Consider the following 20,842-nt stretch of genomic DNA (forward strand, 5'->3'; position numbering starts at 1 on the left):
TGGGTAAAAGTTAATAATAAGTCTCAATAACATTGAGGCTTATAAAGGTAACTATTTAAAATCATTTAAAAATAATTTAATGATGGTATAGACTCCTCAATATTTTTTACAAGTTGTCGGATTTAATAGTTATATTGAAGAAATTGCATTAATATAAGGTTGTTTATTTCATTGCAAAAGATAATAACTGTTTAAAACAATCCTATTAGGCAGTCTTATTATTCAATTCACAAATAAGAGAAATTATTTCTGGCAAAATATCTAAGATTAAGGCTAATTGCTGCATAACCAGCAGATCATTATTGCTTTGGTCATCATTAATTGATAGTGATTCAATATAATCAGCAACCACTTTTTTCAATGGTTGATATTCAGAATCGATTTTTTGGTCACTTAGCATAGTAATTATATAAACCGATACATCATCAAAAATTTCCATAGTATGCGCTGAAATACTTTTATCGCGATGTGCGCCCAAAGTGGATAGATAACTAATTAAGGTGTGATTAAGGGTCAATAATCTAAAACCTTGGTCAATCACATCTTGTTTAACGTGTGGCTCTTTAGTCATTAAGCTGATTAAGGAGGATAAATCTGCATTACTATCATGAGCTGCGCGTCGTGCGACACGGTATTTGGGATCATTAGTTTTACCTAAGACATACTGACTACCTATTACTGCTAAATAGTGGCTATCTTCGTGACAGACTCGATCTAGTAATTTAGGTAAATTCCTAAACTTCCAATCTGGCCAGATAAAACTTACCGCAAACCAAGCAATAAAACAGCCAATTAAGGTAGCTATAATGCGTGAAATAGCAACAGAGATACTGCTTTCACCGATTAAGCTAAAACTGAAAAATACTAATAAGGTAATAAAGGCAGTGGCATAAGCATATTGTGAGTTTTTGAATAGGAAAAATAACCAACCAGTTATAATGATCAATACTAGTTGCGCTTCGATACTTGGAAACAAGTAAGTTAAAGGAATACCGGCAATTATCCCTAAAATAGTACCAAAAACGCGTAATTTTAAGCGATATTTTGTAGTTGAATAGTTTGGTTGGCAAACAAATAAGCTGGTTAAAATAATCCAATAACCATGTGAAAGGTTAGAAAAATATATCACCATATACCCAACAAATAATACAATACTCATACGAATGGCATGGCGAAATAGTGGCGATTTGATGGTTAAATTTTGCTTAATTTTGGCAAAAATATCATGAAAACGGGTAAGCTCTTCATCAATTAACTGGTTATCTTCTTGGCTTTTCGATAAATGTTGCTCAGTATCGATATGGGCTAATAATAAATCAATAGCGAGCAAATTTTGATATAAATTTTGTAACGATTTAATGAGTAATAAATTAGCGTTAGTTTGTTGTTGATATTCACCTATTGCTTCTTCAAGATAGGTAAAATAGCGAGCGAACAATGGATCATGTTGGTAAGTTTGATTTAACTTAATTGATAGTGCTAATTTAGCACAAGCTTTAGCTTGTAAATTTAAAATTCTGGCAAAGCGAAATAAAAGATCGCTATGTTTGAAATGGTGACTTAACGCTTTATAATCGCCATGTGATGAACTTGCTCGCTCATGAATATCTTGAGCGACAAAATAGTAACTGAGCATTTTTCTGATATAGGTTTGTCCACGAAAACCTTTAAGTCGATTAAATAATGATCGTTTCGCATCATTAAATACATTAATAACCTGAGTATTACAGGTCGTTAACTCAAAAGTTTGTCGCTTAAAACCATCGGTTTCATCAGGATCGAACATTGCGGCTTTTGCATCAAGATAAAAACTTAATTTCAGAAAACAATTGGCTAAAGTTTGTTGTGTAGTGCGAATAGGTTGCACAATTGATTCAATTAGTGAAACAAGGTTATACCAAAGTGCACCTAACAATAAAAAACAAGGAAGAGTGTAATTATCAGCAAATAAATTATGCCCGAGCATGGTATAAGCTGCAATTAGTAATGAGCCAAAGGCAATAACACCATACCGTTGACCTAACGAACCAAGCATAATAAATAGAAACGTTGAGCTAACTAAGCCAATAATAAACAATAGTGGCGCATCGAACAGAAATTCGACCGAAAATGTCGCAATTGCAAAACAAATTAGTGTTAATAATATATTAATACAACGACTTAATAAGCGAGTATCTATCTCAGTCAAACCTGCTGCGACTACGCCCAATGTGAGAGGGATCACTAATGGTACAGAATCAAAGTACCATGGTACTAGAGTAGATCCAGTCAAACTAACCAGCATACGAATACTAAACAGTAAATTACTGCTATAAAAAACTTTGCGTAAGGATAGGATAAATGAATGCACGTTGTTTAGTGTTTGAGTTGAGTTTTCATAATAATATTAAGAATACTATATTGTTATCATTAGCGAAAGCAAATAAGTATAATGATGATGCTAATTTAAATTAGTGGTTTACTGTTTTAGCTATCTATCTTATTTAAAATAGAAGTAATTTTATATTATCTGTTAATTTAACTGGCTGTAATTATAATCACGGCATAAGCAAATCAGATAGGCTAATAATTTTTTTTTATTATAAATAAATTTAAGAAAACGTTATATTATGCCTTTAAAAATCATTACAGGATGAAATCATGAAGAACTTATTTAAAGTGGTATCGGCGTTAGCATTGTTAAGTTGTGCTTGTCTAAGTGATGCTAAATTACCAGAATCAATCAAAATTGGTTCGGATACATCTTATGCTCCATTTGATTTTATAGATAAAAATGGTGAAATTACTGGTTTTAATATTGAAATTACCAAAGCACTTTGCGAAAAAGCTAATATTAAATGTGAATTTCAATCGACTGATTTTGATGCCTTAATTCCATCTTTATTGTCGCGTAAAATTGATATGATTTCATCGTCATTAATGATGACTGAGAAACGTAAAAAACAGATTGCTTTTTCAGATGAAATTTTTCTTACTAATTCGCGATTAATTACTAAACAAGGTGCTGATTTATTACCGACAGTTGAATCTTTAAAAGGTAAAAGAGTAGGGGTAGAACAAGGTACTTCGCAGGAACATTTTGTTAATGATAAATGGCGTCCAAATGGAGTAATCATTGTACCATATCAAAATCAATTGCAGGTGTTTTCAGATTTAGTTGCTGGTCGTTTAGATGCGGCATTACAAGATGAAGTGACGGGAAGTTATGCGTTTTTAAAACAACCGCAAGGTAAAGATTTTGCTTTTGCCGGGGAAGTTCTAAACGATAAAGGCTATTTTGATGTTGGCGTTGGTTTAGGATTCCGTAAAAAAGATGATGAACTGCGTGAAGCTTTCAATAAAGCACTAGTTGAAATTTTAAATGACGGTACCTATCAAAAAATAAATGACAAATATTTTGACTTTAACGTTTATAGTAATAAAAAATAGTTCATGCAAGGTTATCTTTCTCTAATATTACAAGGTGCCTTGATCACTATTGAATTAGCGATTTTTTCGCTAATTCTTGCCATTATTATTGGCGTTATTTGTGCACTCGGTAAATTATCAAAAAGGTCAGTTTTACGACTAGCTTGTCAGGCTTATACATCATTGATTCGCGGTGTGCCTGATTTGGTTTTAATGATGTTGATCTTTTTTGGTCTTCAATTTTTATTAAATAACATTACCGATTTTTTTGATGTAGATATGCTGGAAATTGATCCATTTGTGGCAGGTATTATTACGTTAGGTTTTATTTATGGTGCCTATTTTACTGAGACATTTCGCGGTGCATTTCAAGCTGTTCCCAAAACATTAATTGACGCTGCAACTGCATTAGGTATGAATAAATGCCACACCTTTATATATGTCAGGTTCCCATTAATGATGCGTTTTGCTTTACCTGGCATTGCTAATAATTGGTTAGTGATTTTAAAAGCCACAGCATTAGTATCGTTATTGGGATTGTTTGACCTTGTGAAAGCCACTAAAACAGCTGGTGAAGCAACATATCAACCGCTATTTTTTGCACTCATAGCTGGCGCTTTTTATCTATTTTTCACCTCTATTTCAAATATTATTCTATGGTGGCTTGAAAAGCATTATTCCACCGGAATTACTAAAGCTAAATTATAAACGAGCAATGTTATGTTAGAAATCCTTCAAGATTATTGGAAAGCACTATTATGGTCAGATGGCTATCATATTACTGGATTAGCAATGACCTTGTGGATCTTGATTTTATCTGTATCTTTAGGTGGATTATTTGCATTAGTGTTAGCGGTTGGCCGTAATTCAAAACATTTTTTTATAAAATGGCCTATTTGGCTATTTACTTATGTTTTTCGTGGTACGCCATTGTATGTACAGTTATTAATTATCTACACAGGTATATACACATTAAGTTTTGTTAATCAACATCAATCTTTAAATGATTTTTTTCAAAGTGGGTTAAATTGTACTATTTTAGCTTTTGCTTTAAATACTTGTGCTTATACTACAGAGGTTTTTGCGGGTGCTATTCGCAACGTTCCTAATGGTGAAATTGAAGCTGCTACGGCACTTGGTTTTAATCGTTGCCAATTATATCGATACATTATTTTACCTAGAGCCTTTCGAATTGCATTACCTGCTTATAGTAATGAAGTCATTTTTATGTTGCATTCGACAGCTTTAGCTTTTACGGTGACGGTTCAAGATGTGATGAAAATTGCGCGTGATATTTATGCTGAAACTTATCAACCTTTTCATGCTTTTGGTATTGCGGCGGTGATCTATTTATGTGTGAGTTTTGTTTTAATTTTTGGTTTTAGACAACTTGAAAAACATTACTTGTTTTATATACATGTTGGTGGTTTAAAGACTTGTTAAAATAGTAACAGGCAATATTCAATATTGCCTGAAGATATATGAATAAAATTAATTAATTAAATTATCAGTAGGAATTCCATTATCATTGCTGTCATGATCTTTTGAACCTGGTAACGCACGAGTACGATCAATAGGTAAATAACTGCCATTTGTTGTTTCGATTTGACATTCACTCCAAAAGATTGAGTATTTGGTATTTGCATGCATACTTTCGCCACGGAAATAACAACGTGCTGCATTATATAAATCGCCTCGGCAAAGTATAGCAATTAACAACCAAACGCCCACAACCGCCCATGCTACCCATTTCAAATTACGCCATAAGAAAGACCAAAAACCTTTTTTACTGAAATGGCAATAAGCAAAAATTAATAGTATTACGCCAACAAATCCCAATGATTCGTACAACCAAAATAGCCACATATGGTTAACTCCTAAGCAACAGTACTTAGTATTTTATACTATCTTTGAATTTACATCCATGAACCATTACGAATAATACCAACAGCAATTCCTTCAATAGCAAAACTTTGTTGTTCTAAGTCGACATCAATTGGGGCAAATTCAGCATTTTCAGCTAACAATTTTACGTGACGACCTTTTTGCGATAATCTTTTAACTGTTACTTCATCATCGATTCGCGCAACAACAACTTGACCATTTTTAACATTTTGAGTTTTGTGAACAGCAAGCAAATCACCATCTAAAATACCAATATCTTTCATTGACATCCCTTCAACTCTTAATAAAAAATCGGCTTGAGGTTTAAATAAACTTGGTGATACTTGATAATGACTTTCGATATGTTCTTGCGCTAGAATTGGTGATCCAGCTGCGACCTTACCAATGAGTGGTAGACCTTCAAGTTCATTAGTGTCATCAGGTTGTTCTAATAATAAACGAATTCCTCGTGATGAACCGGCAATCATTTCAATAGCACCTTTTTTAGCTAAGGCTTTAAGATGTTCTTCTGCTGCGTTAGCTGAACGAAAGCCTAATTTTTGGGCAATTTCTGCTCGCGTTGGAGGCATTCCAGTGGTTTGAATATTTTCTTTAATTAAATCATAAATTTGTTGTTGGCGTTCGGTTAATGGTCTCATAGCGAATTCCTGTTTTTATATACAGATATATGTGATTATATACAGCTAAAAAAACAAAACAACTGTTTTATCTATTTTTTTTATGAATAATGGATAAAAATGGTAACTAAAGTTAGATTTTCGATCTAAATCACATAATAGTATTGAAAATTTTCATAAAACTATTTAAAAAAACAATTTTATGCTACAAACAATCTATCTGGCTAACTAACAAAGTAATACTTAGCGTAAATTTAATGGCTAGTTTAGTAATTTATTGGCATGTATTCTGTTTAATAGTTGTATGATATAATTATTTTCGAAATGATTATTTATTGGAACTAATGTATGTCTTATGTTGTTGCACTTAGTGGTGGCATTGCCAGTGGTAAAAGTACCATTGCTAATCTATTTGCACAATTAGGTGTACCAATTATTGACGCTGATGTAATTGCTCGGCAAGTTGTTGCTGTAGGATCATCTGCATTGACGCAAATTGTAAAACATTTTAGCCAAGAGATCTTGTTAGAAAATGGTGAGTTAGATCGAAGTCAATTAAGAGAAATTATTTTTAATAATGAACATGAACGGTTATGGTTAAACAACTTATTGCACCCGATTATTGCACAAGAAACTCAACAACAGATTGCAAAACAAACAGCTCCTTATATAATTTGGGTGGTACCATTATTAATTGAAAATAATCTACACCAACTAGCTGATCGGGTGTTAATAATTGATACTCCAGAGGCGTTACAACTAGAGCGCTTAATTGATCGTGATAAAATAAGTGAGTCTTTAGCAAAGAGAATGATTGATTCACAAGTTTCATTAAGCGATCGTTTAGCATTTGCAGATGATATTATTATTAATGACGGTAATTTGGTGTCATTAACAATGCAAGTATATGATTTAAATAAAAAATATTTGCATAACTCTAAAGTTAAGAATAGCTATGAATAACATTGTTTTTGAACATCCATTAAATGAAAAAATGCGTACTTGGTTACGGCTTGAATTTTTACTTAATCAATTAAATACACACCATCATTTCGAGAAAAATAATGCTTTATTGTTTTTTCATGCTTTATCAGAATTACTCGAGATTATTGAACGAAATGATGTAAAAGGGGATTTGATTAAAGAGATTGAAGCTCAAAAACAAAAATTACTTTCTTGGATTGATATTGACGGTGTTGATAAAGAATTGCTTGGCGAAATGATTAACAAGTATGAACTGTTTTTAACTAAATTTAACTCAAGTTTACGTTTGGGACAACCGTTAAAAGATGATCGATTTATCATGGCAATTCGTCAGCGTTTGATGATTCCAGGTGGATGTTGTAGTTTTGATTTACCATCCTTCCATTTGTGGTTAAATCAACCGCAAGAAAAACGTAATATGCAAGTTGATAAATGGCTTCAGCATATTGCAATACTTGATGAAACGTTAAAAGCATGTTTACAGTTTATTAGGCAACTAGGTGAATTTAAAACTTTTACTTGTACTAATAATTTTTTTCAAGAGACTAATGGTGATGTGAATTTGATTCGAATTCGTGTTGCTTTCGAGAAAAATGTTTACCCTCAAGTTTCCGGTCACATGTCTCGTTATAGCATTCGTTTTTTACCCCTTTATGCTGGCGATAATAGTAATATTGATGCAATTGAATTTGAACTTGCATGTTGTTAGCCCTATTACTTTAAGAGTGTTTAAATGAATAAAAATACTGTTACTATTGTAAAGTGTCCTACCTGTCAAAAAGATGTTGAATGGTCTGAAAAAAGTTTATACCGACCTTTTTGTAGTAAACGTTGTCAATTAATTGACTTAGGTGATTGGGCAACTGAAGAACATAGCATTGCTGATAAAGAACTAAGTGAACAAGATCTTTGGAGTGAAGATGATCTTTCCAATTTAGTGAGTAAACATTAATGAAGATTTTAGGTATTGAAACATCGTGTGATGAAACAGGTATTGCCATTTATGATGACAAGCAAGGGCTTATCGCTAATCAACTCTATTCACAAATAAAATTACACGCCGATTATGGTGGAGTTGTGCCAGAATTGGCCTCACGTGACCATATTCGTAAAACAGTGCCATTGATACAAGCTGCACTAAAAGAGGCTAATTTGTGTGCCAGTGATATTGATGGTGTTGCTTATACCGCAGGCCCTGGTTTGATTGGTGCTTTAATGGTTGGCGCCTCTATTGGACGCTCACTAGCATATGCGTGGGACGTACCAGCCGTTGCGGTTCATCATATGGAAGGTCACTTGTTAGCCCCTATGCTAGAAGATAATCCCCCTGAGTTTCCATTTGTGGCTTTGTTAGTATCAGGAGGACATACTCAGTTAATTAAAGTAACTGGTGTTGGTAAATATCAATTACTTGGTGAATCAATTGATGATGCAGCAGGGGAAGCATTTGATAAAACCGCTAAATTGTTAGGACTTGACTATCCTGGTGGTGCGAAATTATCAAAATTAGCTGAACTCGGCGATGCCACACGGTTTCGTTTTCCTCGACCGATGACTGATAGACCTGGTTTAGATTTTAGCTTTTCAGGGCTTAAAACTGCTGCAGCAAATACTATTTATCAACAGAGCCAAGCTCAGGATCTTGACGAACAAACCAGAGCAGATATAGCTAAGGCCTTTGAGGATGCTTTAGTTGATACTTTATTAATAAAGTCACGTCGAGCTTTAGATCAAACTGGTTTTAATCGATTGGTTATTGCCGGAGGAGTGAGTGCCAATAAAACTTTACGTCGCCAACTTGCTGCACTTATGGCCCAACGCAAAGGGCAAGTTTATTATCCTCGATTAGAATTTTGTACTGATAATGGTGCGATGATAGCCTATGCAGGTATGATTCATCTTAAAGCCTCACAATTTGCCGATCTAGCTATTGAGGTTAAACCAAGATGGCCATTAAGTGAATTAAACGCGAAAGAATAATGTCCTATTTAATTATTTATCAATGGAGCATTACCAGATTTTTATAGTGGGGTAAATTCCCCACTTTTTTCTTAATATAAGACTTATTGATTATCGTCAGTTGATTTATTTAAAGCTAGTTTTTCGATATTTCGGTTAATGTTGAATAGAACACAAATTATTTCGTATCCGATGCGGGTAAATAAAGCACCACCAACGATGGTTATAATGCCGGTTATTATACCTAGTAGTGCTGAGCCAAAACTATAACGAATAATTAGAAAACTTGAGAAGATGATAACTAGACCTGAAAATGCGATAAGAATTAAACTTATCCAATAAATTACAGTAATAATTTTAGGCGTGAACATTTTGTCAAAAAAGAAAAAGTCTTTAAAAGAAAGTCCACTGGTATCTATTATTTTTTTCATTTTATTTCCTTAATTAAGTTTTATTTATTTTATTGCTTTGACTTTGGTCAAAAAAACGATACATTTAATACCAAATAAATCAATAAAGCAACGTTATTTTTAAAAAGGTTTTTAAAATTTTAATATGAAAACATTTATTCCGGGTAAAGATGCAGCACTTGAAGATTCCATTAACTATTTTCAACAACAATTAGATAAATATGATTTAGCTGTTAATGAAGCCTCTTGGCTTAACCCCGTGCCCAATGTTTGGTCGGTACATATTCAAAATATAAAATGTCCTTTATGTTTTGCTAATGGCAAAGGCTCGAGTAAAAAAGCGGCGCTAGCTTCTGCTTTAGGTGAATATTTTGAGAGACTTTCAACTAACTACTTTTTTTCTGATTTTTATTTAGGTGATAAAGTCGCTAATGGTGAATTTGTTCATTATCCATCGGAAAAATGGTTTGCAATTCCTGATGATAATAGTTTACCCAAAGGTTTATTATCGCAAAAGTTACTTAATTTTTATGATCCTGAACACGAATTAACGGCAACAGATCTAATTGATTTACAGTCTAGTAATAGTGAAAGGGGTATTTGTGCTCTGCCATTTGTACAACAATCAGATGGCAAAACCATTTATGTACCAGTGAACTTAATTGCTAACTTATATGCATCAAATGGAATGTCAGCAGGCAACACACAAAATGAAGCGCGAGTACAAGCTTTATCCGAAATATTTGAACGTTATACCAAAAATAAAATTATTGCTGAAGCTATTAGTCTGCCAACTATTCCCGAAACAGTAATTAATCGTTATCCAGCCGTATTAGCAGCAATCGAAACGCTTGAAAAGGAAGGTTTCCCTATTTATTGTTTTGATGCATCATTAGCTGGTGAATTTCCAGTGATTTGTGTTGTGCTATTTAACCCTCAAAATGGTACATGTTATGCTTCATTCGGTGCTCATCCTAATTTTGGTGTAGCACTTGAACGAACAGTGACTGAATTACTACAAGGTCGAAGTCTTAAAGATCTTGATGTGTTTTCACCGCCAAGTTTTGATAATGATGATGTAGCAGATCTTAGTAATTTAGAAACGCATTTTATTGATTCAAGTGGCTTAATTTCTTGGGATCTTTTTAATCAAAAATCGGATTATGAGTTTGTTGATTGGGATTTTTCTGGTACAACCGAGCAGGAATTTGCCAACTTGATGGCGATTTTTGAGCGTCATCAAATAGAAGTGTTAATAATGGATTATCAGCATCTTGGGGTTTATGCTTGTCGAATTTTAGCCGTTGGCATGTCAGAAATCTATCCACCAGAGGATCTGTTAATTGCTAATAACAATATGGTGATTCATCTTCGTGATTTGATTTTGTCACTACCATATCAAAAACGTACTAACAAGCAACTACTCGACATTATTGAACTGTTTGATGAAGAAGGTATAGATGATTTTGCTCGAGTTCGTGAATTACTTGGTATTGCAACAGGTAAAGATAATGCATGGTTAACATTGAGAATTGGCGAATTAAAAGCTATGCTGGCGTTAGCGGCAGAGGATTTACCGCAAGCTAAATTATGGATAGATTGGACGATTGAAATGAATGAGTCTATCTTTAGTGTAGAACGCAATCACGCTTATCGTTGTTTGCAAACTTTAGTTAATTTCATTATTGAGCGTGGCGCAAACCAATTTGATGATTATCAACCTGCTTTTAATAAAATGTATGGTAGTTCCTGTGTAGCAGAAATGTGGCTTTATGCAACAGCAAAAAAACAATTTTTTGGACTAACGGATTTAGAACACTCTGTTTCAGATAGTGATAGTTTAATGGATCTATTTACCATGCACAAAAAGCTTTTAGAGGTATATCACAAATTACATCAAATTATGTAACAAAAATTTTTATTAATCATCAGAAAAAACTAACTATTAATAGTTATTACTGATGGTTGCAATAGTTTTTATAAAATAAATTTTAATTAATACTTATCAAATGGGGCTAAATAGAATATTATATTATCGATTCTTAATTAGATCAGTTATTTGATTAAGTTATCAAAAGTTAGATTTACATATCCAAAAGATTTTTGTTGGCATTGTTGTATTATATGAAAGCAGTAAGATTACTTCCCTTATTGCTTTTTTCTCTCTTAATTAGTGGTAATCAATAGCACAATTACGTTCAAAATCGTTTAGTTAAATTATTTTCAATATTTGTTTTTTTTAAATTACATAATTTATTAAGGATAAATGATGACAATACTTACCGTTGGTTTTGCTTGTTTAGATCTATTGTGTTTTACCTCATCTGGTTTGGAACTGAATGGTTCAATTACTTCCGATAATGTTATTTATTCTGGCGGAGGATCATGTGCTAATACAGCATATTTATTAGCACTATGGGGTGAAGATATATATCATATTGGCCATCTCAACAATGATAATCATGGTAATCAAATTGAGACAGAGCTTGCTAATATTGGCGTTAATACGCGGCAATTTATCTTTTCAGAGAAAATGGTCACACCATTAGAAGCTATCACTGTTGATGAGCAAAATAATAGCTATACAATTATATCACATCGCTTGCTACAGCCACCTAAATTGACAATAGCAGAAAAAAATAAATTAGCTCACTTTGTACAAACTGTAAGCGAAAACAAAAATGATATAGTTATGTTAGCTGATGGCTATGAAGCAGAATTGAGTGAGTACCTAATCGAGCATTTACCCAAAGTCAAAATGATTATGAATGTAGATAACCTGTCGGCTAATAGTTTGTACTTAGCTCAACAAGCTGATTATCTAATTGTAACAGAACAATTTGCTAGTGCTTTTGTCAAATTAAAAGCTTTCCATGGTAGCGATGAGATTAAAAGTGCATTGAAAAAATTACGCAATTTAACTAACGGTAAAATTATTATTCGTATGAATAAAAAAGATTGCGTATATCTTGATCATCAACAAGTAGTGACAATTTCTGGCTTTAACAAACAAGCTGTTGATGACATTACTGAAAATGATATTTTTCAGGGGGCTTTTGCTTACGGTATTAGTTATGGTTGGCCATTAGAGAAAACAATTTTGTTTGCCAATCTAGCCATAGTAGCAGCCAACAAACAGAAAAGAGGGCGTAGTGCAATGCCTAACTTGGTTGATATTAATCAAGCAGGTAAAGATCTTATTAAGGATTTTAAATACTTTTTTTGATCTATTACTAAAATCATTAATCATCAAAATTGTTTTATTTGAGCGATTTCTTGAATCTCTAAAAATTACTTTTCTAAATATTTTTAAGTACCACAAATTTTCTGCTTTCTAATAGGATTTTTAATCAATTATGCTCATTCAATTACGTTTACAAGCTTTAAGCAAAGCGTTTTCTCATAAGACCATTTTATTAATCACTGTTATCGTTTTGATATATTTTTTAAAACAAACTACAATTTTGTTAAACGTCCTTATTTAACATGTTAACCTGATTCTATTATTAATTCTTTGTAATGTTTTTAACCTTGTCTGGCGAATTCACCTGCTTGCTGGATCAATTCTTCACTAGGAGTAACACCGGTATATAAAATAAATTGCTCAACCGCTTGTAATACGGCAACATCAGCTCCTGAAATAATTGTTTTATTTAATTTTTTGGCAAATTTTATAAGTGGTGTTTCAACAGGTAAGGCAACAACATCGAAAACAATATCGGCATGATTAATTATTGTTTCACTAAACGATAATTGGTCTGCCTCAATGCCACCTTGCATGCCAATTGGCGTAACATTGATAATTAATTTAGCTTGTTCTGGTGTAATGGTAGATTCATCTTTTTGCCATTGGTAATTATAACGCTTAGCTAAAGCTTGCCCTTTCTGTTGATTTCTGGCACAGACTATGCCATGTTTAAAACCAGCATCGTAAAATGCCCCAATTACAGCATTAGCCATACCACCACTACCTTTTAAAACGAATGGTGTGTTATTACTTATATGATTAACTTTAATTAGTTTTTCCACAGCAATATAATCAGTATTGTAGGCTTTCAAATAGTGATCGGTATTAACAATAGTATTAACCGCTTGAATTGATTGTACCGAAACATCTAATTCATCAATAAATTCAATACATGCTTGTTTATAAGGCATTGAGATAGCACAACCACGAATTGATAATGCTTTAATTCCATAAATAGCATCTTTTAAGTTATTGGTTGTAAATGCTTTATATAGATAATTTAAATCTAATTTTTCATATAAAAAATTGTGAAAACGAGTACCAAAATTACTAGGTCTTGCTGAAAGTGACATACAAACCGTAGTATCTTTGTTGATAATTCTTGCCATTAACCAAAATCCTTGTGATCATAATAACTAATTCTTTATTCTATCATCTTTTTAACAGACGTATATTTGATTATGGTTGCAAATAACACTGGTCCCAAAATTACTCAAGAAAAAGCCACGGTGAGGGTGATGATAGCCCTTTATTGCCGCCAGAAACACCATACACCGAAAAATCAGCTTTGTGACGAGTGTAATGATCTGTTGCAATATGCCATGCAACGTTTAACTATGTGTCGATTTGGCGAACAGAAAACCACCTGTGAACTCTGTCCAAAACATTGCTATCGCAAAGATTACAAACTAAAAATCAAAGAAGTTATGCGCTATGCCGGCCCAAGAATGATGATCCATCATCCAATTATGGCGGTTAAGCATTTGTATAAAAATTTAAAAACTATTTTGAAGGTATTTTAACGAAAGCATTTTTTCACAATTAAAAAAGTTGAGGAGAGGGGTTTTTGGCTTATTTTTATCACTTATTTTTTTGATTTCATCAATGTTGTATTCATTTTTTCTATCAGTGCAATAATTTTCACTTATTTTAGATGTTTTTTGCAATTTGCTCGCAGTTTAATGCTAAAAATGCGAATGATTATCTTTTAAAATATTGTCATTTTTTAAATACAACCTTATTTGATAGGAAGTATGATGTCTGCATTTACGCTTGATCGCCTTTCTCAAGGACGTGAAGCTGTTATTAAACGTCTGTTACCTGACTCTTTACCTTTTCGTCAAAAGCTTTTAGCTATGGGAATGACGCCCGGATGTAAGTTGACTGTGATGCAAATAGCTCCATTAGGTGATCCAATTGAAATTAATTTGCGTGGTTTTCTACTGTGTTTACGCCGTCGTGAAGCGGCGGCAATTGAAGTTGAGGTAGTCGCATGAAAATTGCATTAGTTGGTAATCCTAATTGTGGCAAAACGACATTATTTAATTTGTTAACTGGTTCAAAACAGCGTGTAGGTAATTGGCCAGGGGTAACCGTTGAGCACAAATCTGGTTCGTTTGCTTACCAAAATAAGCATTATGATATTGTTGATTTACCGGGAACTTACTCTGTTGAGCCAGATCCAATCGGTATTGCTCAAGATGAATTTATTACTCGGCAGTTTCTATTAACTGATAACAATAGCTTGATAGTTAATGTTATTGATGCAACAAATTTACAACGCAGTTTATATTTAACATTTCAGTTAATTGATATGCAAGTACCTATGATAATTGTGCTTAATATGGTTGATGCACTTAAAGCTATGGGAGAAAGATTAAATATCGATAAATTAACCAAAGCTTTAGGTTGTCCGGTTATTGCGATTTCGTCTACGCGAAAAACTGGATTATCAAAATTTTATCAGCAAATTGAAGTTAGCTCATCGAATTTAAAGATAGCAATGCCAACCATTGATACGTTAAGTAGTGATGCACAAGCGGTATTTAACCGATATTTAGGTGAATTGCCTGCAACCAGTCGGATACAACAATTTAATCGTTGGCAGTTAATTGAAGACTTGCTTAATGGGGCAAATCAATCTTTAGATTTTTTAGAAAACGAAAAGTTAGCTGCTTGTCGTTGTTTATTGTCTATCAATTTCGATAATCAGATTGACGTAGCACTTGCAAGTGCACGTTATGATACGATTGATACGCTTTGCAAGATGGTGATTGATAAGCCTAGAGAAGCCAATATTAATCTTACTGAAAAATTGGATAAATTAGCTTTAGGGCGTTTTACTGGTATTCCATTTTTTTTACTCGCAATGTATAGCATGTTTTTTATTGCGATTAATTTTGGTTCAGTTTTTGTTGATTTTTTTGAAGGAGTATTTAGTACCATTTTTGTTAATGGCTTTGCTTATCTCTTAAATATGCTAGATACACCAACTTGGTTAACAGTTATTTTAGCTGATGGGGTCGGCAATGGCATTACCACGGTATCGACCTTTATACCGGTTATTGCGGCGATGTTTTTTGTGCTATCTTTTTTGGAAGATTCAGGTTATTTAGCGCGAGCCGCAATGATTGTTGATCGTTTTATGCGATGCATTGGTTTACCCGGTAAAGCGTTTGTCCCCATGCTAATGGGGTTTGGTTGTGGCGTACCCGCAATTATGGCAACAAGGACACTTGATAGCCCTCGTGATCGTATTTTATCAATTTGTTTAATTCCGTTTATGTCTTGCAGTGCTCGATTACCCATTTACGCTTTGTTTGCTGTGATTTTTTTTCCTAATCATGCATCGATTATTGTCTTTATGCTGTATTTGCTGGGTATTTTGGTCGCTATGCTAACGGGATTTATATTAAAAAGTACTCTGTTACAAGGTGAATTAACGCCATTTATTATGGAAATGCCCGTTTATCGTATTCCGACATTACGGAGTATGTTGAGAATAACTTTTCAACGTTTGAAAAGCTTTGTTTTACGAGCAGGAAAAGCCATTGTCGTTATGGTAACCGTACTTAGCTTCTTTAATTCCTTAGGAACTGATGGTTCATTTGGGAATGAAAATTCAAATCACTCTGTGTTATCAGTTATGGGGCAAAAAGTTACTCCTGTATTTACACCAATGGGAATTGATAAGCAAAATTGGCCTGCAGCAGTAGGTATTTTTACCGGAATCTTTGCTAAAGAGTCAGTTGTGGCAACTTTAAATTCACTTTATTCAATGGATCATCAAACTGAACAACCAGAACATTTTTCTTTTTATGATGGCATCAAGTCAGCGTTAGAAACCATTCCAGATCGTTTTATTGATTTAATTAACTCAATCGCTGATCCGCTAGGTCTATCTAGTATTAATCAAGATGAAAACAGTTTACAAAATGAATTGTCTGTCGACTCGACGACGGTATCGAAAATAAGTAGTTCATTTGTTACATCATCTTCAGCTATTGCTTATCTTATTTTTGTGTTGCTTTATACACCTTGTGCGGCAGCATTAGGCACAATCTATCGTGAAACAGGGCTAAGGTGGATGATATTTGTCGCTATTTGGACATTTGTTATAGGTTGGTTGTCAGCAACAATTTATTACCAATTTAGTTTATTAGGCCAATCTTCATGTGCGCCTTATTGGTTGATAGCTATTGGAGGATTTATGACTTTCATTTTTATCGTTATGCGTAAAATGGGGCGTTTACCTTGCTTTAATCAATATTACTTACCAAAACCACGATCTCACAACAATCAATCAGCTTGTTGTGAATAAAAATTATTGGTTAATGTTAAATTTAAATATTTAATAATATGTTAATTACCGCAATTCGTGATTATATTCAGTTACAAGGACGAGCTAATCTGCAAGATGTGGCTCGTCACTTTCGCTTATCTAGCAGTGCAGTTGAACCTATGCTGAATTTTTGGGTTAAAAAAGGAGTAATAAAATTAATTAAACGTGATTTATTAACTTGTGCAGGTAAACAGTGTTCAACGTGTATAAGTTGTAATTTAGACGCTTATGCAAGCTATGTATGGATTGAGTAAAATATCGAATACAATCAATTAATGGTTAAAGTTAATTTGATTGTATCAAAAGTATTAATATCTAACCTTTGATAAATTCTTGCCAAATTATTTTAACTTTTTGCTTTTTTTAGAATTGAATCCACTTTTTTATCAGCTATTAAAAATTAAATTATCTTTTATTTACTATTTTTTTTGCGACTTATGTCACAAAATTAAATTTATTTGTATCTCAAAATTACAAATGATATTAATATGAACTTATGTTCATTTTGGTGTAAATAAGGAAAAACTATAAAACCGATAACAAGTGATAAAAAGATATCCTTGATTTAAATCCGATCAACAAATTGCTAACTACTGGTTTAGATGATTACGTAAATATTAAGAGTCAATTTGTTACATTATTTACCTGTTAATTTTTATGTACTAAAAAGTTAGTTAATGGCTATGAAATATCAATGTTTTTCGTTTTTATCGATAGCTTATTCTGATCAAATTGTAGTTTTGTCGGTCTTGTTCATTTTTAGCCAGAAAGACCTTAACCGAAACGATGAAACCTTGTCGTTTTATTACTTAATAAATGTTATTATAATTATGTTTAAAAAACATGTAGTAGAGGAAATAGAAGTATGAGTCAATTAGATGAATTCAAAAAATTAACCGTAGTGGTTGCTGATACTGGTGATATCGATTCAATTAAACAGTTTTCTCCTGAAGATGCAACAACTAATCCATCGCTTGTTTTAAAAGCTGCTCAACTTCCTCAATATCGTTATTTAATTGATTCTGCTATTGAAACAGCTAAAAAACTAGGTGGTAGTAAAGCCGAGCAATTGGTTAATGCTTGTGACCAAGTAGCGGTAAATATTGGCGCTGAAATTTTAAAATCTATCCCTGGGCGAATCTCGACTGAAGTTGATGCAAGATTATCATTTGATACCCAAGCCTGTATTGAAAAAGCTCGTCGAATTGTTGAGCTTTATAAACAAAAAGGCATTGATAAATCAAAAATTCTGATTAAAATCGCTTCTACGTGGGAAGGTATTAAAGCTGCTGAGGTTTTAGAAAAAGAAGGGATTAACTGTAATTTAACTTTATTGTTTTCCTTCGCTCAAGCGCGTGCTTGTGCCGAGATTAATGCCTTTTTAATTTCGCCATTTGTTGGTCGTATTTATGATTGGTATCAAGCTAAGAAACCCATTGATCCTTATATTGCTGATCAAGACCCTGGTGTAGTTTCAGTACGTAATATCTATAACTATTATAAACAACATGGTTATAAGACTATTGTTATGGGGGCTAGTTTTAGACAAGTTGATCAAATTTTAGCATTGGCGGGTTGTGATCGTTTAACTATTTCCCCTAATTTATTGTCTGAGATGCAAAAATCAAGTGCCCCAGTAGTGCGTAAATTAGATCCAAATCAAACTTTAGTTGAGCGTCCAGCATTAATGACTGAAGCTGAGTTTAGATGGCAGCATAACAGTGATGCTATGGCTGTTGAAAAATTGGCTGAAGGCATCCGTGCATTTGCTGTCGATCAGGGTAAACTAGAAGATATGATCGGAGCACTACTTTAATTAAAAGAATAGGGGAAATATATTCCCCTTTTTTGTTTTGGTACGAAAGCGTTTTATCTGTCTGCTGTTTGTAGACAATCAATGAATATTTAAAATATATTTTTGGAGAATATTAACATGAATGTAACCACACTATCCCACCGCGAACTAGCCAATGCGATAAGAGCATTAAGCATGGATGGCGTGCAAAAAGCAAAATCAGGCCATCCTGGTGCGCCGATGGGGATGGCCGATATGGCTGAAGTCCTTTGGCGAGGATTTTTGAAACACAATCCTACCAATCCTAATTGGGCTGATCGGGATCGATTTGTATTATCGAATGGTCATGCATCAATGTTAATTTATAGCTTATTACATTTGACTGGTTATAACGTAACCCTTGATGACATAAAAAACTTTCGTCAATTAAATGCTAAAACCGCAGGTCATCCAGAATTTGGTCATCTTCCGGGCATTGAAACAACAACAGGTCCTTTAGGGCAAGGTATTGCCAATGCTGTCGGTATGGCTATTGCTGAAAGAACATTAGCTGCTCAATTTAACAAACCTGCACATACCATAGTTGATCATCATACTTATGTATTTATGGGTGATGGTTGTATGATGGAAGGGATTTCTCATGAAGTATGTTCATTAGCGGGTACACTTAAATTAGGCAAATTAATTGCTTTTTATGATGATAATGGTATTTCAATTGATGGTGAAATTGAAGGTTGGTTTACCGACGATACCGCTAAACGTTTTGAAGCATATGGTTGGCATGTTATTCGTGGTATTGATGGTCATGATGCTAAGGCATTAGCTGAAGCTATTGAGCAAGCACAGGCTGTAACTGATAAACCATCATTATTAATGTGTAAAACTGTTATTGGTTTTGGTTCTCCAAACAAAGCAGGAAGTCATGATTGTCATGGCGCTCCACTTGGTGATGCTGAAATTGAAGCAACGCGTAAAGCTTTAGGTTGGTCATATCCTGCATTTGAAATTCCAAAAGATTATTATGACGCGTGGGATGCAAAAGCTACTGGTAAACAACGTGAAGATGAGTGGAATGCTCGCTTTGATGCATATGCAAAAGCTTACCCAGAATTAGCAAAAGAATTCAAACGTCGTATGAATGGTGATTTACCAAGTAATTGGCAACAGGTCGCTAAAGCTTTTGTTAATAAGCTACAAGCAAATCCGGCAACAATTGCTACCCGCAAAGCCTCACAAAATGCCATTGAAGCTTTTGCGCCAGTGTTAACTGAATTTTTAGGTGGTTCAGCTGATTTAGCACCAAGTAATTTAACTATGTGGTCAGGCTCTAAAGAGATTTTAGCTAATCCAGATGGTAACTACATTCATTATGGTGTACGTGAATTTGGTATGTCTGCAATCATGAATGGTATTGCTTTACATGGCGGCTTTATTCCTTATGGTGCAACTTTCTTGATGTTTATGGAGTATGCGCGTAACGCAGTCCGTATGGCCGCATTAATGAAAATTCGCTCTTTATTTGTCTACACGCATGACTCAATTGGTTTAGGTGAAGATGGTCCAACTCACCAACCTGTAGAACAGATGGCAAGCTTACGTGTCACTCCAAACGTTAGTACTTGGCGTCCTTGTGACCAAGTTGAATCAGCTATTGCTTGGCAATATGCTGTTGAACGTAAAGACGGTCCAACTGCGTTAATTTTCTCAAGACAAAATCTTAAACAACAAGAACGCACCGAACAACAATTAGCTAATGTTTATCGTGGTGGCTATATTTTAAATGATTGTAGTGGAACTCCTGAACTGATTTTAATTGCCACTGGTTCTGAAGTCGAACTAGCTGTTGAGGCTTATCATAAACTTACCGAAGCTGGTAAAAAAGTACGTGTTGTTTCAATGCCATCAACCGATGCATTTGATAAACAAGACCAAGCTTATAAAGAATCAGTATTACCATCTTCAGTCTCTGCACGAGTCGCTATTGAGGCTGGTATTAGTGACTATTGGTATAAATATGTTGGTCTAAATGGTAAGATTATTGGTATGACAAGCTTTGGTGAGTCAGGTCCAGCAGAACAATTATTTGCTAAATTCGGTTTTACAGTTGAGAATGTTCTAAAACAAGCCAATAGTTTATTAAAATAATAAATTTATTTAAATAGTAAAAAGCCACCT

20 protein-coding genes are annotated in these 20,842 nt (G+C 33.7%); 15 read left to right on the forward strand and 5 right to left on the reverse strand.

The window, feature by feature from the left end; genetic code table 11:
* Positions 1–205 precede the first annotated feature (205 nt).
* Positions 206–2,350, reverse strand: a complete 2,145-nt coding sequence (gene yccS / locus H3T83_RS09285) for a YccS family putative transporter (RefSeq protein WP_370528030.1) — start codon at positions 2,348–2,350, stop codon at positions 206–208.
* Between the two features lie 290 nt (positions 2,351–2,640).
* Here yccS and H3T83_RS09290 point away from each other — a divergent pair, with 290 nt between their 5' ends.
* Genes H3T83_RS09290 through hisM form a run of 3 tightly spaced genes read left to right on the forward strand, consistent with a single transcriptional unit; the run spans position 2,641 to position 4,851 of the window.
* A complete protein-coding gene (locus tag H3T83_RS09290) occupies positions 2,641–3,429 on the forward strand; it encodes a lysine/arginine/ornithine ABC transporter substrate-binding protein (protein ID WP_065579207.1) in 789 nt (262 codons plus the stop codon).
* A gap of 3 nt (positions 3,430–3,432) precedes the next feature.
* Positions 3,433–4,116, forward strand: a complete 684-nt coding sequence (locus tag H3T83_RS09295; RefSeq protein WP_198215612.1) for an ABC transporter permease — start codon at positions 3,433–3,435, stop codon at positions 4,114–4,116.
* Between the two features lie 12 nt (positions 4,117–4,128).
* The gene (gene hisM, locus H3T83_RS09300; protein WP_198215613.1) at positions 4,129–4,851 is read left to right on the forward strand and encodes a histidine ABC transporter permease HisM; all 723 of its coding nucleotides are present in this window, start codon (positions 4,129–4,131) and stop codon (positions 4,849–4,851) included.
* Between the two features lie 48 nt (positions 4,852–4,899).
* Here the strand turns inward: hisM and H3T83_RS09305 are convergent, their stop codons facing one another.
* Both H3T83_RS09305 and lexA read right to left on the reverse strand, forming a co-directional pair.
* Positions 4,900–5,274 carry a hypothetical protein gene (locus tag H3T83_RS09305; protein WP_198215614.1) on the reverse strand — a complete coding sequence of 125 codons (375 nt, stop codon included), beginning with the start codon at positions 5,272–5,274 and terminating at the stop codon, positions 4,900–4,902.
* 50 nt (positions 5,275–5,324) lie between these two features.
* Positions 5,325–5,951 carry a transcriptional repressor LexA gene (lexA, locus tag H3T83_RS09310; RefSeq protein ID WP_065651880.1) on the reverse strand — a complete coding sequence of 209 codons (627 nt, stop codon included), beginning with the start codon at positions 5,949–5,951 and terminating at the stop codon, positions 5,325–5,327.
* Between the two features lie 327 nt (positions 5,952–6,278).
* Here lexA and coaE point away from each other — a divergent pair, with 327 nt between their 5' ends.
* The 4 genes from coaE to tsaD are packed head-to-tail and all read left to right on the forward strand — an operon-like array spanning position 6,279 to position 8,894.
* Positions 6,279–6,893, forward strand: coding sequence for a dephospho-CoA kinase (coaE, locus tag H3T83_RS09315; protein WP_198215615.1), 615 nt, complete (start codon positions 6,279–6,281; stop codon positions 6,891–6,893).
* Positions 6,886–7,623 (forward strand): cell division protein ZapD, encoded by a 738-nt coding sequence (zapD, locus tag H3T83_RS09320; protein WP_065651882.1) that lies wholly within the window; start codon positions 6,886–6,888, stop codon positions 7,621–7,623. The genes coaE and zapD overlap by 8 nt, the downstream gene beginning before the upstream one ends.
* Before the next feature lie 24 nt (positions 7,624–7,647).
* A complete protein-coding gene (gene yacG, locus H3T83_RS09325) occupies positions 7,648–7,866 on the forward strand; it encodes a DNA gyrase inhibitor YacG (RefSeq protein ID WP_198215616.1) in 219 nt (72 codons plus the stop codon).
* Positions 7,866–8,894, forward strand: coding sequence for a tRNA (adenosine(37)-N6)-threonylcarbamoyltransferase complex transferase subunit TsaD (gene tsaD / locus H3T83_RS09330; RefSeq protein ID WP_065613221.1), 1,029 nt, complete (start codon positions 7,866–7,868; stop codon positions 8,892–8,894). Before yacG ends, tsaD begins: the two co-directional genes overlap by 1 nt.
* Before the next feature lie 83 nt (positions 8,895–8,977).
* Here the strand turns inward: tsaD and H3T83_RS09335 are convergent, their stop codons facing one another.
* Entirely contained in the window at positions 8,978–9,304 is a 327-nt protein-coding gene (locus H3T83_RS09335) for a DUF4282 domain-containing protein (protein WP_065613220.1), read from the reverse strand.
* A 124-nt stretch (positions 9,305–9,428) separates the two neighbouring features.
* Between H3T83_RS09335 and ycaO the strand changes: the two genes are divergently transcribed.
* Both ycaO and H3T83_RS09345 read left to right on the forward strand, forming a co-directional pair.
* A complete protein-coding gene (gene ycaO / locus H3T83_RS09340; RefSeq protein WP_198215617.1) occupies positions 9,429–11,192 on the forward strand; it encodes a 30S ribosomal protein S12 methylthiotransferase accessory factor YcaO in 1,764 nt (587 codons plus the stop codon).
* 360 nt (positions 11,193–11,552) lie between these two features.
* Positions 11,553–12,509 (forward strand): carbohydrate kinase family protein, encoded by a 957-nt coding sequence (locus H3T83_RS09345; protein WP_198198776.1) that lies wholly within the window; start codon positions 11,553–11,555, stop codon positions 12,507–12,509.
* 299 nt (positions 12,510–12,808) lie between these two features.
* Here the strand turns inward: H3T83_RS09345 and H3T83_RS09350 are convergent, their stop codons facing one another.
* A complete protein-coding gene (locus H3T83_RS09350) occupies positions 12,809–13,639 on the reverse strand; it encodes a shikimate 5-dehydrogenase (protein WP_198215618.1) in 831 nt (276 codons plus the stop codon).
* 72 nt (positions 13,640–13,711) lie between these two features.
* Between H3T83_RS09350 and H3T83_RS09355 the strand changes: the two genes are divergently transcribed.
* The 6 genes from H3T83_RS09355 (at position 13,712) to tkt (ending at position 20,812) form a co-directional block, all read left to right on the forward strand.
* The gene (locus tag H3T83_RS09355) at positions 13,712–14,053 is read left to right on the forward strand and encodes a nitrous oxide-stimulated promoter family protein (protein ID WP_065651887.1); all 342 of its coding nucleotides are present in this window, start codon (positions 13,712–13,714) and stop codon (positions 14,051–14,053) included.
* Positions 14,054–14,287: 234 nt separating this feature from the next.
* Positions 14,288–14,527, forward strand: coding sequence for a FeoA family protein (locus H3T83_RS09360; protein WP_081298917.1), 240 nt, complete (start codon positions 14,288–14,290; stop codon positions 14,525–14,527).
* A complete protein-coding gene (gene feoB / locus H3T83_RS09365; RefSeq protein ID WP_198215619.1) occupies positions 14,524–16,851 on the forward strand; it encodes a Fe(2+) transporter permease subunit FeoB in 2,328 nt (775 codons plus the stop codon). The genes H3T83_RS09360 and feoB overlap by 4 nt, the downstream gene beginning before the upstream one ends.
* Positions 16,852–16,889: 38 nt before the next feature.
* Positions 16,890–17,126, forward strand: coding sequence for a FeoC-like transcriptional regulator (locus H3T83_RS09370; protein WP_065651889.1), 237 nt, complete (start codon positions 16,890–16,892; stop codon positions 17,124–17,126).
* A 611-nt stretch (positions 17,127–17,737) separates the two neighbouring features.
* Positions 17,738–18,688 (forward strand): transaldolase, encoded by a 951-nt coding sequence (gene tal, locus H3T83_RS09375; RefSeq protein WP_065613207.1) that lies wholly within the window; start codon positions 17,738–17,740, stop codon positions 18,686–18,688.
* A 117-nt stretch (positions 18,689–18,805) separates the two neighbouring features.
* Positions 18,806–20,812 (forward strand): transketolase, encoded by a 2,007-nt coding sequence (gene tkt, locus H3T83_RS09380; RefSeq protein ID WP_198215620.1) that lies wholly within the window; start codon positions 18,806–18,808, stop codon positions 20,810–20,812.
* Positions 20,813–20,842 lie beyond the last annotated feature (30 nt).

Origin of the sequence: Gilliamella sp. M0320 (assembly GCF_016101635.1) — a bacterium.
Taxonomy (GTDB): domain Bacteria; phylum Pseudomonadota; class Gammaproteobacteria; order Enterobacterales; family Orbaceae; genus Gilliamella; species Gilliamella apis.